Here is a 14,427-nt window from a genome sequence, read left to right as displayed (position 1 = left end):
TCTTGAAACGTCTGAAGGTCTTAAGGTGAGTGGCATGGACGAACACGTGGCTCCGATCGCAGTGGCACTGATCGACGATCAGCAGCTGGTCCGCGCAGGTTTTCGAATGGTCATCGACTCGCAGCCGGATTTGTCCGTGGTGGTCGAGGCTTCGGACGGTCAGCAGGCATTGACCGAGTTGGCGGCCCGTCATGTCGACGTCGTCCTGATGGATGTCCAGATGCCGAAGATGGACGGCATCGAGGCGACCCGTCGGCTCCTGGCCGACCCCGATGCGCCGAAGGTCGTGGTGCTCACCACCTTCGACAACGACGAGTACGTGATGTCGGCAATCAGGGCGGGCGCCAGCGGCTTCCTGCTCAAGGACGTGCCACCGGAACAGTTGCTCGACGCCATCCGCACCGTGCATCGCGGGGACGCGGTGATCGAAGCTCGGGCCACTCGGCGACTGCTTCAGCACGTCGGACCTCTCCTGGAAGGTTCGGCGCCCGAATCGCAGTTGCCCGAAGAGCTGACACCGCGCGAGGTCGAGGTGCTCGAGGCCATGGCGTACGGGCTGTCGAATTCGGAGATCGCCGCAAAATTCCACGTCTCCGAAACGACAGTGAAAACCCATGTCGGACGGGTTCTTTCGAAGACCCATTCACGTGATCGTGTGCAGGCCGTCGTCTTTGCCTTCCAGATCGGACTTGTCCGGCGCGCAGATCTCCTCGGCACCGAGGGCTGACGCGCAGCCCTGTTCAGTCCTACCCCGGGATGACACCGGGCTCTCCAAGATCGCCCCGCGCTCCGACGCGGAGACCACTTGCGCTGCAATAACGTCGATTCCGTCATAGCGAGAAGCTTTACGGAGGGCAAAAAATGCATGCGCACACCACGACGGAACCAGCCGCAGTGCCGGCGATCACTGCCCGCGGTGTCACCAAGGTGTACGGCACGGGTGAGACCACGGTTCATGCGCTCGGCGGGGTCGACGTGGACTTCGGTCGTGAGCGGTTCACCGCGATCATGGGCCCGTCCGGCTCCGGAAAGTCGACGCTCATGCACTGTCTGGCCGGGCTCGACACGGTTTCGGGCGGACAGGTTTTCCTGGGCGACACCGAAGTCACGAAACTCGGCGACACGGAACTCACCGAACTTCGACGCGAGCGAATCGGATTCGTCTTCCAAGCGTTCAACCTGCTGCCGGTGCTCACTGCTCGGGAGAACATGCTGCTGCCGATGAAGCTGGCGGGTAGTGAACCCTCGCCCGAGTGGATGGACGAGGTGATCGGGAAACTGGGCCTGTCGAAGCGCCTCGACCACCTGCCGCACGAGTTGTCCGGTGGTCAGCAGCAGCGTGTAGCTGTCGCCCGCGCACTACTGCCGCAGCCCGACGTGATCTTTGCCGACGAACCCACCGGAAATTTGGATTCCCGTTCCGGGACCGAGGTTTTGGGACTTTTGCGCACCAGTGTTCGGGAGACCGGTCAGACGGTTGTCATGGTGACACACGATCCGGTGGCGGCGTCGTATGCGGACCGAGTCGTGTTGATCGCGGACGGGTGTATTGCCGGAGAGATCGACCATCCCAGCGTCGACTCGGTGATCGGTGCCATGCGAGCACTCGGTGCCGACGACCTGGCTGATGTTCCTGCAGTTTCGGGTGCACTGCGATGAGGGGTCTGGCTTTTGCCCAGGCGCGGGCACATGCCGGGCGCTATGTGGCTTCGATACTCGCCGTGGTGATCGCAGTCGGATACATCGTCGCGACTTTGACATTGAGCTCGACGGTCGATGCGAGTGTGAGTAAATCACTTGCGACGCAATACGAAACCACGGATGTCGTCGCCTCCGGTCCAGGCGTGACGGAAGCACTGCTGAGTGCGGTGCCGGGCGTCTCGGCAGTCGCCGACGACGTGTCGACGTATGTTCGCGTCGACTCCGAGGCAAAGGGCGCGTCCTACGGGGATGCTCTCTCGATCGCCGACAATCCCGAATTGCGTTGGGAGAACTTGTCGGAGGGTTCGCTTCCGGCCGGTCTGGGGCAGGTGTTGGTGAGCGCGGACTCCGGGATACCGACGGGTGCCCGAATCGCTGTCACGGCAAGGGATTCGACGGTCGGTGCCGCTGCGCCCACCGCGCAGGTGGTCGGACTGGTCGATCTCTCCGGTTCGGCGCAACGACTGGGCGGGATCAAGATATTCACCACCGCCGAGCAGGTGAGCGCGTGGGCCGGGGACAGCGCCAAACGTGAGTTCCGTGTCGCCGGTGACGGTTCGCGCTCTCAGCAACAACTCGTGGATTCGATCGCGAGCGCGTTGCCCGCGGACTCCACCGTGTTGACAGGAGAAGAAGCCACCGACAACGCGGCAGCGGAATACATGGGTGGCACCAAGATCCTCAGCACGGTGTTGCTCGCCTTCGGTGCCATTGCCGTTGTTGTTGCCGCGCTGGTGATCGCCAATACGTTTGCCGTTCTGCTCGCCGCGCGCACTCAGGAACTCGCGTTGCTGCGATGCGTCGGCGCCACAGCCAAACAGGTTCGCCGGAGCATTCGCAGCGAAGCCGCTGCGGTCGGCGTGATCGCCTCGGTGATCGGCGTCGGACTCGGTGTCGGACTTGCCTGGGCGATCGGTCGCGTAGCAACGGCCGCAGATGTGCCGGTGCCTCTTTCGTCACTGAGCGTCACCCCGGTGACCGTGCTGGTCGGTCTTGCCGTCGGCATCGTGATGACGATGCTCGCTGCATCTGCGCCCGGGCGGGCGGCAACGAGGCTCTCCCCGCTGGCGGCACTGCAGCCGATGGAGTCCAAGCCCGAGAGCGTTCAGGTGTCGGTCGTGCGCCGGGTTCTGGGCGTCGTGATACTGCTCGCGGGCATCGCGATGACCGTCCTGGGAGTGACGAATCAGCAGGTGCCGGCGGCGACTGCCGGTGGACTCTTTTCGTTCCTGGGGATCGCAGCACTGTCCGGGCGAATCGTGCCCGCGCTGATCAATGCCGCCGGCGGAGTGCTGGCGAGACTGATCGGTCCGGTGGGAAGCCTGGCAGCAGGCAACGCCGGTCGGAACCCACGCCGGACCTCGGCGACAGCCACGGCCCTGTTGATCGGTGTGGCCTTGACGAGCACGCTCGTCGTGGGAATCGCGACGGTCAAGGAAGCCGCACCCGCGGCGATGGACAGTCAATTCCCCGTCGACGTCATGGTGAGCAGTTCCGGTTCGGCACCGCTTCCCGCAGGGTTGGGCACAGACATCGCCGCGGTCAACGGCGTCGGCGCGGTGAGCGGTCTGGACAAGGCCGAACTGACGATCGACGGGCGCGGTTCGTTGGCCGGGTTCGGTGTCGACGCTGCTCGGGTGAAAGATGTTCTGCGTACCGAGATCTCGGTACCCGCGGCCGGTCAGTTGGTGCTCTCGCCCGCTGACCTGACCGAATACAAACTCTCGGCGGGTGAGACGGCGACGGTGCGTGGGGATCGCGGTGCCGTGAACGTCAGCGTGATCGAAGGTGTGAAAGGTCAACCAGCGCTGTTGGATCGAGGCGATCTGGGTGCAGCCGCCACCACGTCGACCACCGATTCCTACTGGGTCAGGTTGGGGACGGACACCGACGAAGAGGCGCTCGCTGCCACCGACCGCATCACCGAACTGGCACGCCAGGAAGCTCCGGGCAGCGATGTTCAAGGAATGACCGAAATGCGCTCGGCGCTCGATTCGATCCTCGACACCATGCTCATGGTGGTTGCCGGGTTGCTGTCGGTAGCGGTGTTGATCGCTCTGATCGGCGTCGGAAACACCATGGCACTGTCCGTTCTCGAACGGCGCCGCGAATCCGGACTGCTTCGCGCACTCGGACTGACCAAGAAGGGAATTCGAGCCATGTTGATCTGGGAAGCACTGCTGGTGGCAGGAGTCGCATCGGTGATCGGAGTGCTGTTCGGGATGGTGTTCGGTGTAGCCGGTACCGCCTCGGTGTTCGGGATCGAGGACGTCGCCCTCAGCGCAGTGCCGTGGGCGCAATTGGTAGCCATCGTGTTGATCGGCGGAATCTGCGGTGTGATCGCGTCACTGCTCCCCGCTAGGCGGGCGGGGCTGGTGTCACCGGTGACAGCTCTCGCGAGCTAGCGTTCAGAACTGCTTCGTGACCTTCTCGGTGCCCACTCGGCGCGCGGTAGCTTCCGCGTCCGGGTGGGCTACCTGCACGAGTGAGGCGCCCGCGGCGAGAACGGCCAGAAGCCCGTCGATCAATTCGTCTGCCGTGTCCCACGTGCGGCTGGAGAGGACACGATCCGTCGACGCCAATTCGACGTTCTTCGCCGATGCCCGTGCGGCGTCGATCGTGTCCGCTACGGACCGGCCTTCCAGCGCCGAACCGGCTCCGGCGCTACGGAACTGGTCGCCGTGAACACGAATGGAGGTTGCGTAGTCGGCGACGCCGAGCGGAAGATCGCTCAAACCTTTGCCGAACGCGTCGAGTGAGAGTGCGGCTACTTCCGGTACGTCCGCAACATCGTCCAGGCGGTCGGCAGTGACAAAAGCCAGTTCGGCGTCGGCGTCGGGGGAGAGGACGACCTCACCGCCTGCCCACCACACACCCAGCAAGACGGCGACGCTCTGCCAGTGCGCGGGAAGCAGCACGGCAACTTTGCCGCCGGGCTCGAGAGCGAACTCGTCCCGAACCATGTTCGCTGTCTTTGCCGCCCAGTTGGCCAGAGTGCTCGCAGACAATTCGATGCGCTCGCCGGTGGCGTCGTCGTAGTAGGTCACGCGAGGGCCGGCCGGGTCGGCAGCCAGGATCGGTCCGAGGAGGGCGTCGGTCAGGTTGTCTACAGGCGAAGGCACGTAATCAGCTTACGCAGCCGTTCAGTTGACACAGCGCGGGCCGTTGGAGGCTGCGTCGATCGGCGGACCGGGAGGGGCAGGGGTGGGACTGGTCTCGGTGGTGCTCGCCGATTCAGTCGTGCTTGTCGCGCCTTCGGACGGGGATACCGCGTCCGCGGATTGCGGTCCGCTGTAGTCCTCGGCAATGACAACCCGAACCTTGCCCGAGGACAATGACGAATCCGCCTTGACCGTCAGACCGCCGAGTGCCTCGGCCACCGCGAGTGCAGCGTCGTCGTCCGCGGACTTTGCGAACACCGTCGATTCGGAGACGTCGGAGCCGGTGTTGTTGCCGACCTGTCCCTGCTTGTACCCGAGGACACTCAATGCCTCGGAAACCCCGCTGGCCAACCCCGCGACGTCACTGGCATTAGCGACGTCGACCGTGATCGAGGATGCATTCACGGTGGTCGGTGCCTCGGAGGTCTCTTCCGAGTCCTCGCTGTCGGCGCCGACCAATCCGGCGATGTACTTCTTGACGGCCTTGGGATCGACCTTGACGATGGACTCGCCGTAATCGGTCATGCCGTTGATGTCGAGAACGGGAATGGTCTCGAATTGCACCTTTCCGCCGGCCAGATTCTGCAACTGCTTGGCGAATTCGATGATGTCCCAGTCGTCGTCGATGACGACGGAACGCTGAACGGCCGAGGTCAATTGACTGAGCTTGCCCGGGTCACTGAGGGTTTTTGCGCTGAGTACCTTACTGACGAGGGACGCCATGAACACCTGCTGGCGCACGATCCGGTCCAGGTCGCCGCGAGGAAGGTCGTGTCGTTGTCGCACGAAGCTCAGCGCGTCGGCGCCGTCGAGTGTCTGTTTCCCGGCTGCGAAGTTGGCTCCGGACATCGGTTCGTCGACTGGCGCGTTGAGGCAGACGTCGACTCCGCCCACTGCGTTGGTCAGCAGGACGAATCCGAGTAGACCGACTTCGGCGTAGTGATCGACGGTGATGCCGGTCAGATTTCCTACCGCTCCGATGAGCGCGGTCCGGCCGGCTTCCGTCGACTTCTTGTCTGCGTCGCTGTCGGACGACCCGTTGTTGACCAACTTCAGTCGCTCGGTTTCCTTGGTGGCACCGAACGCGGCGTTGATCTTCGACATACCGATACCGGGGACGTTGACGTACGCGTCTCGGGGAATCGAGATCGCGGTTGCCGAACTTCCGTCGTTGGGGACGCGGATCAAGATGATGGTGTCGGTGTTGGACGCAACTTCCTCACCAGCGCGCAACGAGTCGAGCTCGCTTTGTGAGAGCGGGTTGCCGTGTGCGTCGGTGCGACTGTCGGTTCCCACCATCAGAATGTCGATGGCTCCGTCCTTGCCCCCACCGAGGCCGAGTCCGCTTGCAGTGGCAAGGCTGTTTCTCAACGAGTCCACACCTCGCCATGCGAACCCGGTGACCAGCAGTACGAGCACGGAGAGCACCGCGACCGCTATGCGAGCCGGGCTCGTCTTGGTCCGAATCGGCGCAGGTCGTGGACGCGCGCGGCGCTGCGGTTGCTGGTGGGACACCCCTTCAGGTTACTGGTCCGATGCTCGGCCGCGGGTACCTCGACGCGGCGTGCCAGACTCAACCATGTGACGAATATCCTGCTCACCGGCGCCCGAGGGCAGCTCGGAACACGTATCGATGCTCTCGCAACGTCGGCGGGTCACACTGTGACGGCCGTCGGTTCCCGCGAGCTCGACATCACAGACAGCCGTGCGGTCGACGACTTCGTCTCGCCCGATTCGGTGCTGATCAACTGCGCTGCGTACACGGCGGTCGACGCCGCCGAGACCGACCAGGAGGCAGCGAGGGCGGTCAACGAGATCGGACCGCTGAATCTCGCGCGAGCGTGTGCGCGGGCCGGTTCGCGGTTGATCCACGTTTCGACGGACTACGTCTTTCCGGGTGACGCGAGCACTCCATACGACGTCGATGCACCGACCGGTCCCGCGACGGTCTACGGCCGAACCAAGCTGGACGGCGAGATCGCAGTACGAGAGTCGGGCGCCGACGTGGCCGTTGTCCGTACCGCGTGGGTGTATTCGGGTGGCGGTACGGATTTTGTCGCCACGATGCGCAGGCTCGAAGCCGAACGAGAATTCGTGAACGTCGTGGACGACCAGATCGGGTCACCCACGTACAGCGTCGATCTGGCCGGCGGCATCGTCGAACTCGCGCTGCGGGACTTCACGGGTGCGTCGACGTTCCACCTGACCAACGGCGGGCAAGCCAGTTGGTACGAGTTGGCGCGAGCGGTGTTCGAGGAGATCGGAGCAGACCCGGCGCGGGTGCGCCCGTGCAGCAGCGCGGACTTCGTGCGCCCTGCGCCCCGCCCGGCATATTCGGTTTTGTCCGAGCGCGCGTGGGTTACCGCGGGAATGACGCCGCTGCGTCCGTGGCGAGAGGCTCTGCACGCCGCTCTGGCGTGAGCATTGTTCGGGGCAGTGCCCGTGGGCGGCTAGGCTGACCGGCGTGAGTCCCAAGCTGGCCGTGGTAACGGTGACGTACTCCCCAGGCGAGCATCTCGAGAATTTCTTGAGCACGCTCGCCGCGGCGACGACAGAAAAACCCCAGGTCATCATGGCCGACAACGGGTCGACCGATGGTGCGCCGGAGGCGGCGGATGCCAAGTACGAGCATGTTCGTCTGCTTCGTACAGGGGGAAACATCGGCTACGGCGGAGCGATAAATCGGGCTGTGGCGGAGATCGATTCGTCGATCGAATTTGTCGTGATTTCCAATCCTGACGTCCAATGGGCACCCGGTTCACTCGACGAATTGGTCGCTGCGGCAAATCGGTGGCCAAGGGCCGGTGCACTGGGGCCGAAGGTCCTCGAACCGGACGGCAGCGTCTATCCGTCGGCACGAACGGTGCCCGACATCACCTCGGGCGTCGGGCACGCATTGCTCGGCACCGTGTGGCCGAAGAACCCGTGGACTGCCCGTTACCGTCAGGAGAACGAGGCCGTCACCGAGCGCTCCGTCGGTTGGCTTTCCGGGTCGTGCCTGTTGGTCCGACGTGATGCCTTCGACGCCATCTCCGGGTTCGACTCGCGATACTTCATGTACATGGAGGACGTCGATTTCGGTGATCGCCTCGGAAAAGCCGGGTGGCTCAATGTCTTTGTTCCCTCCGCTGTCGTGACCCATGCCAAAGGCCATGCGGCAGGCCGGCATCCGGAACTGATGCTGCCCGCTCATCATCGCAGCGCATACCAGTTCCAGGCTGATCGTCATCCGCACTGGTGGCAGGCTCCGCTGCGACTTGCCTTGCGCGGTGGCCTCGCCGTGCGGTCCAAGATCGCCGTAGCTTCTGCTGTTCGCGAGCGCGCTCGCACCGACGACTCGACCGACAACCCATCAGTTTCGAACCACGGGGGAAAATGATGTCCGATCCGAATCCGACCGACGCCGTAATCCTGGTAGGCGGCAAGGGCACTCGGCTGCGTCCGTTGACGCTGTCGGCGCCCAAGCCGATGCTTCCGACCGCCGGCCTTCCGTTCCTGACGCATCTACTTGCCAGGATCGAGGCTGCCGGTATCAAGCACGTGGTGCTCGGAACATCTTTCAAGGCAGAGGTATTCGAGGACTACTTCGGCGACGGCTCCAAGATGGGGCTCGAGATCGACTACGTCTTCGAGACCGAGCCGCTGGGCACCGGTGGCGGAATCCGCAACGTACTCCCGAAGTTGCGCGGCGACAACGTCATGGTGTTCAACGGTGACGTGCTCGGTGGCACCGACCTGAACGCCATTCTCGAGACCCACGAGAAGACGGACGCCGACGTGACCCTTCACCTGGTTCGTGTGGGAGACCCGCGTGCATTCGGTTGTGTTCCGACCGACGAGGACGGACGAGTCTCGGCATTCCTGGAGAAGACCCAGGATCCGCCGACGGATCAGATCAACGCCGGCTGCTACGTCTTCAAGCGCGAGATCATCGAGCAGATCCCGGAGGGACGACCGGTATCGGTCGAGCGCGAGGTGTTCCCGAATCTCCTGGCCGAGGGCAAGCGGGTGTTCGGCCACGTCGACTCGTCGTACTGGCGTGACATGGGAACCCCCGAGGACTTCGTTCGCGGTTCCGCCGACCTGGTGCGAGGCATCGCGCCTTCGCCGGCTCTCGAAGGTCCGCGCGGCGAGTCGCTCGTTCACCCCGGGGCGGGAATTGCGCCTGGCGCCGTCCTGATCGGCGGCACGGTTGTCGGCCGTGGCGCAGAAGTCGGCGCAGGCGCGCGCCTCGACGGTGCGATTCTCTTCGACGGCGCCGTTGTGGAAGCCGGTGCGGTAGTCGAACGATCGATCCTCGGATTCGGCGTCCGTATCGGACCACGAGCACTGGTCCGCGACGCCGTCATCGGAGACGGCGCGGACATCGGTGCGCGGTGCGAATTGTTGCGCGGCGCACGTGTGTGGCCGGGGGTGACGCTGCCGGACGGTGGCGTGCGCTTCAGCACAGATGTGTGATCGTTAGCTGACCTACTGGAATACTGGCGGGTATGACTTCTCTTCCGAGCCGTTACGTTGCCCTCGGTGACTCGTTCACCGAGGGCGTCGGCGACGCCGACGAACGATTCCCCAACGGTCTGCGCGGGTGGGCAGACCGAGTGGCCGAGCAGCTGGCGGTGAACAACCCCGAGTTCCGCTACGCCAACCTGGCGATTCGTGGTCGCCTACTCGGACCGATCATCGACGAGCAGTTGGAACCCGCTCTGGCGTTGAAGCCCGATCTGGTGACCATCTACGCCGGCGGAAACGACATGATGCGTCCGAAGCTCGACATCGACGCGATGGTCGCCCGCTACGATTCGGCAATCGGCCAGCTCACTGCTTCCGGTGCGCAGGTTCTCATGTTCACCGCATACGACACCGGATGGTCCGCCTTCTTCGGCAAGCTCCGCGGACGCCTGGCGATTTACAACGAGCTTGTTCGCGAGGTAGCGGACCGCCACGGCGCGACCCTCGTCGACTTCTGGCGATTCTCCGAATATCAGGACCTACGGATGTGGGACTGGGATCGCCTCCACATGTCGCCCGCCGGGCACGAGAACATGGCGACGCGGGTGCTCGACGTACTGGGCGTCGAACACGGATTGATCGCGCCCGACCTCGGGCCTGCGCCGGTTCTCACGAAAGCGGAAACTCGTCGCGAGGATCGTCAATGGGCGCGAGAGTTCTTGGTGCCGTGGGTAGCTCGGCGCGTGAAGGGAACATCTTCGGGCGACGGCGTGAGCGCCAAGCAACCCGAGCTGTCTCCGATTCAGTCCTGATTCTTGCGCTGACGGGCGAGCGCTACCAGGTGGTCGATGGTCTCGCGTTCGGCAGTCGGCGGTAGCGCGTCCACCGGCCACCACCGGAGGTCGGTGGACTCCGCGCTGCGGACGATATGTGAATTGTCCGGCGCCACAACAAGAAACCGTAGATCGAGATGTCTGGTCGGGACCCCGAGTGAGCACGTGATCGGATGTGTGTGGGCGGAGAGTAGGTCCGCGTCTATCCGAACGTCGTGAATTCCGGACTCCTCACGAGCCTCCCGCAATGCCGCATCGACTACCGTCTCGTCGTTGGGCTCGCAGTGACCTCCGAGCTGAATCCACCTGCCCACCTTGGGATGCAGGGTCAGTAAGACGTGGCAGCCACTCTCGTCGAGAACCAGAGACGACGCGGTGATGTGTCCCGGGGCATGGCGACGAAGGCAGCCGTCCGGAGCCGAATCGAGGAACGCGAGCATCGTGTGCCGCAGTGACTCGTCCGCTTCGGAAGACGTCGACCAGCCCTCCAGGACGCCCTTGGCGGAGGCGTGCAGCGATTCGGCTGACATGACCTACAGCTCCACCAACGCGTCCCCGGGGGCGGAGACCGTGCGCGGAGTCAGCGGTTCGAGGGGGTGCCCGATTGCGACCGCGCCGAGTGGTTGCCAATCGGCCGGGAGATCGAGTTGTTCGCGAACGAGGTCGGCGGCGAAGATCGTCGATCCGATCCAGCAGCTTCCCACGCCGCGTGTGGCCAGCGAGACCAGCAGTCCCTGCACTGCCGCGCCGGCAGCGACGGTGAACATCGTGGACTCCGCCGCAGTACGTCGGGCATCCGGATAACTGTGTGCGCCGTCGGGCACGCAGAAGGGAATGACGACCTCGGGGGCGTCGAACAGGATGTTTCCGCGGGCAACCCGCGCGTCGACGGATTCGTCGCTACGACCGTCCGCACGCAGATCGGCGGCCCACTTCTCACGCATCTGCTCGAGGAGCGACGTGCGGACCGACTCGGTCCGCAGCCACACGAATCGAACAGGCCTCGTGTGGTGGGGTGCTGGAGCGGTGAGTGCCTCGGCGATCGAGCTGCGAATGATCTCCGCGTCGACGGGATCACCTGCGAACTGCCGAACCGACCGACGCAACAGCAGCGCCTGGCCGCGGCCCATCGCCGTAGCCTCCTCGGTTCCCAGCCAGAACAGATCGTCCGGGCCGCGACGGATCAGATCCTGGCCACTCGAACCGTCGTCCTCGAATCGGAGTCCTCGCACGACGGCGACGGGAACGCCGCCGAGCTTGCCCTTGACCAGATCGCCCGCAGCGGCGATCTCGTCCGCGATCGCGATCTCGGTGACGATCAGATCGTTGCCCTGGCTGTCCTGTGCCCCGAGGTAGCCGTGCAGGACCGGAATGCCGGAGGAACCGATCGCGGCATCGGTCTGCCCGTTGCGCCACGCGCGACCCATCGTGTCGGTCACGACGACGGCGACGGACTTGCCCGTGCACTCGAGAATTCGGGCACGCAGCCCCGCTGCGCTCGCATCGGGATCCACGGGGAGCAGGGCCAGTTCGGCACCGTCGACGTTGGAGCCGTCGATGCCCGATGCGGCCTGCACGATGCCGAGTTTGTTCTCGGTGATCAGAGTGCGGCCCTTGCGGGCCACGACGCGGACGGCTTCCTGATCCACCAGGAGGCGTCGTGCTGCGTCGCGCTCTTCCGGATCGGTCGGCGAGGAAACGATGCGACCCTCGACTTTTGAGAACACCTTGCTCGTGACGACAACGACGTCGCCGTTCTCGAGCCACGGTGTCGCGTCGACGACAGCGGCGGCCAAGTCGTCTCCGGGCCGGAACTCGGGAAGGCCGAGCACGGGAATGACTTCGATTGCGGCGCCGGGGGAGTGATCGCCGGGAGAGTGATTTCTGTCGCGGCTTGCTTCGGTTCCGGGCTCGGTCACAGTTCGACTCCGGCGATCTCGAAAGCCGTTCGAACCATTTTTGCGGTCTCTTCGGGGGACGTCATCAAAAGTGGGATGCTTCGCACGTCCACCCCGTCGATGTCGGCCGTGTCACCTTCGTCGACGAGCCAGCCGTCGAGAATGCCGTTGATCGAGCGAGCTCCGTAGTGGCGACCGATCGCCTCGGAAGTCGTCTCGACCCCGATCACTTCGAGGCACTCGTCAGCCATGCCGCGCAACGGTTTTCCACCGATGACGGGGGAGAGGCCGACAACCTTGGCCGCGGTGGTCCGCAGGGCTCCGCGAATGCCGGGCACCGCGAGGATCGCGCCGACGCTCACGACGGGATTGGACGGTGCGATCAGCACGATGTCGGCACCGTCGATCGCCTCGACCACCCCCGGCGCGGGCTTGGCCTGCTCGGCGCCGACGTGAGCGAAGCTGTGAGTTTCCACCTGTGCTCGATGGCGTACCCACCACTCCTGGAAATGAATCGCCTTCTGCTCACCGTCTTCCGGATCGGTGATCACGACGTGTGTTTCGCTGCGATCGTCGCTCACGGGAAGCAGTGCGACACCCGGATTCCAGCGATTGGACAACGCTTCGGTGATCGCGGACAACGGATATCCCGTGCGGAGCATCTGGCTGCGAATCAAATGCGTTGCGATATCGCGATCTCCGAGGCCGAACCAGTCCGGCTTCGCTCCGTATGCCGCGAGTTCTTCTTTCGCATTCCAGGTTTCGCCGGCGTGCCCCCACCCGCGTTCGGTGTCGATACCGCCGCCGAGTGTGTACATACAAGTGTCCAGATCGGGGCAGATGCGCAGACCGTGCATCCAGACGTCGTCTCCGACGTTGACGACGGCCGTGATGCGATGTGGGCCTTCGTATTTCTCGAGGGATTCACCACCGGCGATTCCGAGCGCATTTTGCACACCTTGAAGGAAACGGGCCCCGCCGACGCCGCCAACCAATACAGTCACGTTCACGACAACAGAGCCTAGGCGGTCGGCGCGTCGTCGTGTCTGGCGGGCAGAAGGTCCCGTCAATTGGGGGCCGGAATACTAATGGATTCATCTCGTTTAGCTTGACCGCGACACGCTGGACGTGTGTAATCTCAAATGTGTCATTCCAACCGCTACTTGTGAGTTCACTTGCAGCGGGGCCGGTTTCGAACACAGTTTCGAACGGTCGACGGGGTGGGGTTGAAGATGGAGTGAAAATTCTGCGCTATTACAGGTGAGGAGGCGGAACGATGCCCAATGAAAATGTCGAGATCAGTTCTCTCGCAATGACAGTAAGCGACGAACCGCAGACCGATTCCCGAGCAGGCGCAGCAGAAGGTGCCTGCAGCAGTGAGTTCGACGGTATGAGTACTCGGCCAGTGCTGAGTCTCGTCACCGGCTTCGAAGAATTGTTCGACACCATCGAGGATCAGTGGCAGGAGCGTGCTCTCTGCGCGCAGACCGATCCCGAAGCGTTCTTCCCTGAAAAGGGTGGATCGACGAGGGAAGCAAAGCGGATCTGCCTCGGTTGTGAAGTTCGTGACGAGTGCCTCGAGTACGCGCTCGCGAACGACGAACGGTTCGGAATCTGGGGAGGGTTGTCCGAGCGCGAGCGTCGGCGACTCAAGCGGGGGATCATCTGATCTGCTGCTGAATCGGTTCTGTCAGCGTCGGGGCTGACGGGCGGTCTTCGAAAGTCTGACCTGCAACGGGGAATTGCAGGTCAAGCAACGACTGTTTTGTTCTTCGTGTGGATTTACTTCTTCGTGTGACATCAGTTTTTTCGTCTGACGGTGCGTCAGTCCTCGTCGGGCAGTATCAGTCCTCGTCGGGCAGTGTGGGGTCGATGACCTGTGGGTCGACGCCCAGATACGTGCCGACTTGATGGACCAACACGTCGTGCACCAGATCCGTGAGTTCTTCCGGATCCTTCGCGCGCTGCTCCAATGGGCGGCGAAACAGCACAATTCTTGCGCGAGTCGTATTTCCGTGACGGTCGATTCCGGCGGGTATCAGTCGTGACAGTGGAACCGGGCCGTCTGCGATGACCTCCGGCGGCCATGTGACGGACTCCGGATCGTGCGCGTGAATCTTCGGAACTTCGTCCACCGCGATGTCGAGTTTCGTCAACCGGTCGTGCCACGCGAGGTCGACGGGCGAAAAGGCGTCGAGCACCAGGAGATCGAACTTCTCGGCCCGGGTACGCCTGGCGGGCACCTCCGGGGGAAGGAGTGGTCCGCGCAGGCCACGGCCGTGTCGCTCGATGGAACGAGTGGTGACCGAGCGTCGGCGGCGGGCTTGTGGCATGGCGCCCAGATTACGACAGAAGAAACTGCTCGGTGTGTCCGAGTAGGTTCCG

14 protein-coding genes are annotated in these 14,427 nt (G+C 63.9%); 8 read left to right on the top strand and 6 right to left on the bottom strand.

The features are described 5' to 3' along the window. Positions 1–34: 34 nt before the first annotated feature. The 3 genes from CPI83_RS18595 to CPI83_RS18585 all read left to right on the top strand — a co-directional run bounded on the left by CPI83_RS18595 (position 35) and on the right by CPI83_RS18585 (position 4,106). Positions 35–727, top strand: a complete 693-nt coding sequence (locus CPI83_RS18595; protein ID WP_019747759.1) for a response regulator transcription factor — start codon at positions 35–37, stop codon at positions 725–727. A 134-nt stretch (positions 728–861) separates the two neighbouring features. Next, entirely contained in the window at positions 862–1,659 is a 798-nt protein-coding gene (locus CPI83_RS18590; protein WP_070796168.1) for an ABC transporter ATP-binding protein, read from the top strand. Beyond that, positions 1,656–4,106 carry an ABC transporter permease gene (locus CPI83_RS18585; RefSeq protein WP_097387540.1) on the top strand — a complete coding sequence of 817 codons (2,451 nt, stop codon included), beginning with the start codon at positions 1,656–1,658 and terminating at the stop codon, positions 4,104–4,106. Before CPI83_RS18590 ends, CPI83_RS18585 begins: the two co-directional genes overlap by 4 nt. 3 nt (positions 4,107–4,109) lie before the next feature. Here CPI83_RS18585 and CPI83_RS18580 read toward each other — a convergent pair whose 3' ends face one another. Continuing rightward, a complete protein-coding gene (locus CPI83_RS18580) occupies positions 4,110–4,823 on the bottom strand; it encodes a TIGR03089 family protein (protein ID WP_020969208.1) in 714 nt (237 codons plus the stop codon). A gap of 21 nt (positions 4,824–4,844) precedes the next feature. Continuing rightward, the gene (locus tag CPI83_RS18575) at positions 4,845–6,329 is read right to left on the bottom strand and encodes an LCP family protein (RefSeq protein ID WP_097388210.1); all 1,485 of its coding nucleotides are present in this window, start codon (positions 6,327–6,329) and stop codon (positions 4,845–4,847) included. A 114-nt stretch (positions 6,330–6,443) separates the two neighbouring features. Here CPI83_RS18575 and rfbD point away from each other — a divergent pair, with 114 nt between their 5' ends. Genes rfbD through CPI83_RS18555 form a run of 4 tightly spaced genes read left to right on the top strand, consistent with a single transcriptional unit; the run spans position 6,444 to position 10,123 of the window. After that, positions 6,444–7,283, top strand: coding sequence for a dTDP-4-dehydrorhamnose reductase (rfbD, locus tag CPI83_RS18570; RefSeq protein ID WP_019747764.1), 840 nt, complete (start codon positions 6,444–6,446; stop codon positions 7,281–7,283). A gap of 43 nt (positions 7,284–7,326) precedes the next feature. Next, complete coding sequence (locus tag CPI83_RS18565; protein ID WP_019747765.1) at positions 7,327–8,241, top strand: glycosyltransferase family 2 protein; 915 nt, start codon at positions 7,327–7,329, stop codon at positions 8,239–8,241. Next, entirely contained in the window at positions 8,238–9,320 is a 1,083-nt protein-coding gene (locus tag CPI83_RS18560; protein WP_019747766.1) for an NDP-sugar synthase, read from the top strand. The genes CPI83_RS18565 and CPI83_RS18560 overlap by 4 nt, the downstream gene beginning before the upstream one ends. A 32-nt stretch (positions 9,321–9,352) precedes the next feature. Continuing rightward, positions 9,353–10,123, top strand: coding sequence for an SGNH/GDSL hydrolase family protein (locus CPI83_RS18555; protein ID WP_019747767.1), 771 nt, complete (start codon positions 9,353–9,355; stop codon positions 10,121–10,123). Here the strand turns inward: CPI83_RS18555 and CPI83_RS18550 are convergent. From CPI83_RS18550 to cofD, 3 genes are read right to left on the bottom strand one after another with little or no spacing between them, the layout of a single operon-like run. Next, a complete protein-coding gene (locus CPI83_RS18550) occupies positions 10,114–10,674 on the bottom strand; it encodes an NUDIX domain-containing protein (protein ID WP_097387539.1) in 561 nt (186 codons plus the stop codon). The two genes, CPI83_RS18555 and CPI83_RS18550, sit on opposite strands and share 10 nt — an antisense overlap. Before the next feature lie 3 nt (positions 10,675–10,677). Further along, positions 10,678–12,063, bottom strand: coding sequence for a coenzyme F420-0:L-glutamate ligase (locus CPI83_RS18545; protein ID WP_097387538.1), 1,386 nt, complete (start codon positions 12,061–12,063; stop codon positions 10,678–10,680). Further along, positions 12,060–13,052, bottom strand: a complete 993-nt coding sequence (gene cofD / locus CPI83_RS18540; RefSeq protein WP_020907097.1) for a 2-phospho-L-lactate transferase — start codon at positions 13,050–13,052, stop codon at positions 12,060–12,062. The genes CPI83_RS18545 and cofD overlap by 4 nt, the downstream gene beginning before the upstream one ends. 380 nt (positions 13,053–13,432) lie before the next feature. Between cofD and CPI83_RS18535 the strand changes: the two genes are divergently transcribed. Continuing rightward, positions 13,433–13,711: a WhiB family transcriptional regulator gene (locus CPI83_RS18535; protein WP_020907098.1), complete on the top strand. Its 279-nt coding sequence runs from the start codon at positions 13,433–13,435 to the stop codon at positions 13,709–13,711. A gap of 175 nt (positions 13,712–13,886) precedes the next feature. Here CPI83_RS18535 and CPI83_RS18530 read toward each other — a convergent pair whose 3' ends face one another. Beyond that, on the bottom strand, positions 13,887–14,375 hold the full coding sequence (locus CPI83_RS18530) for a metallopeptidase family protein (RefSeq protein ID WP_003940797.1): 489 nt from the start codon (positions 14,373–14,375) through the stop codon (positions 13,887–13,889). Positions 14,376–14,427: the final 52 nt, after the last annotated feature.

The sequence above is a fragment of the Rhodococcus sp. H-CA8f genome (assembly GCF_002501585.1).
Classification (GTDB): Bacteria; Actinomycetota; Actinomycetes; order Mycobacteriales; family Mycobacteriaceae; genus Rhodococcus_F; species Rhodococcus_F erythropolis.
The sequence above is the reverse complement of the archived record's forward strand: the minus strand, read 5'-3'. Positions and strand labels throughout refer to the sequence as shown.

Excerpts from the sequence above, each read along its gene's own strand:
- CPI83_RS18590 (WP_070796168.1), top strand. The coding sequence starts at position 862 with ATGCATGCGCACACCACGACGGAACCAGCCGCAGTGCCGGCGATCACT.
- CPI83_RS18560 (WP_019747766.1), top strand. The coding sequence starts at position 8,238 with ATGATGTCCGATCCGAATCCGACCGACGCCGTAATCCTGGTAGGCGGC.
- CPI83_RS18595 (WP_019747759.1), top strand. The coding sequence starts at position 35 with ATGGACGAACACGTGGCTCCGATCGCAGTGGCACTGATCGACGATCAG.
- CPI83_RS18535 (WP_020907098.1), top strand. The coding sequence starts at position 13,433 with ATGAGTACTCGGCCAGTGCTGAGTCTCGTCACCGGCTTCGAAGAATTG.
- CPI83_RS18585 (WP_097387540.1), top strand. The coding sequence starts at position 1,656 with ATGAGGGGTCTGGCTTTTGCCCAGGCGCGGGCACATGCCGGGCGCTAT.
- CPI83_RS18550 (WP_097387539.1), bottom strand. The coding sequence starts at position 10,674 with ATGTCAGCCGAATCGCTGCACGCCTCCGCCAAGGGCGTCCTGGAGGGC.
- CPI83_RS18555 (WP_019747767.1), top strand. The coding sequence starts at position 9,353 with ATGACTTCTCTTCCGAGCCGTTACGTTGCCCTCGGTGACTCGTTCACC.
- CPI83_RS18530 (WP_003940797.1), bottom strand. The coding sequence starts at position 14,375 with ATGCCACAAGCCCGCCGCCGACGCTCGGTCACCACTCGTTCCATCGAG.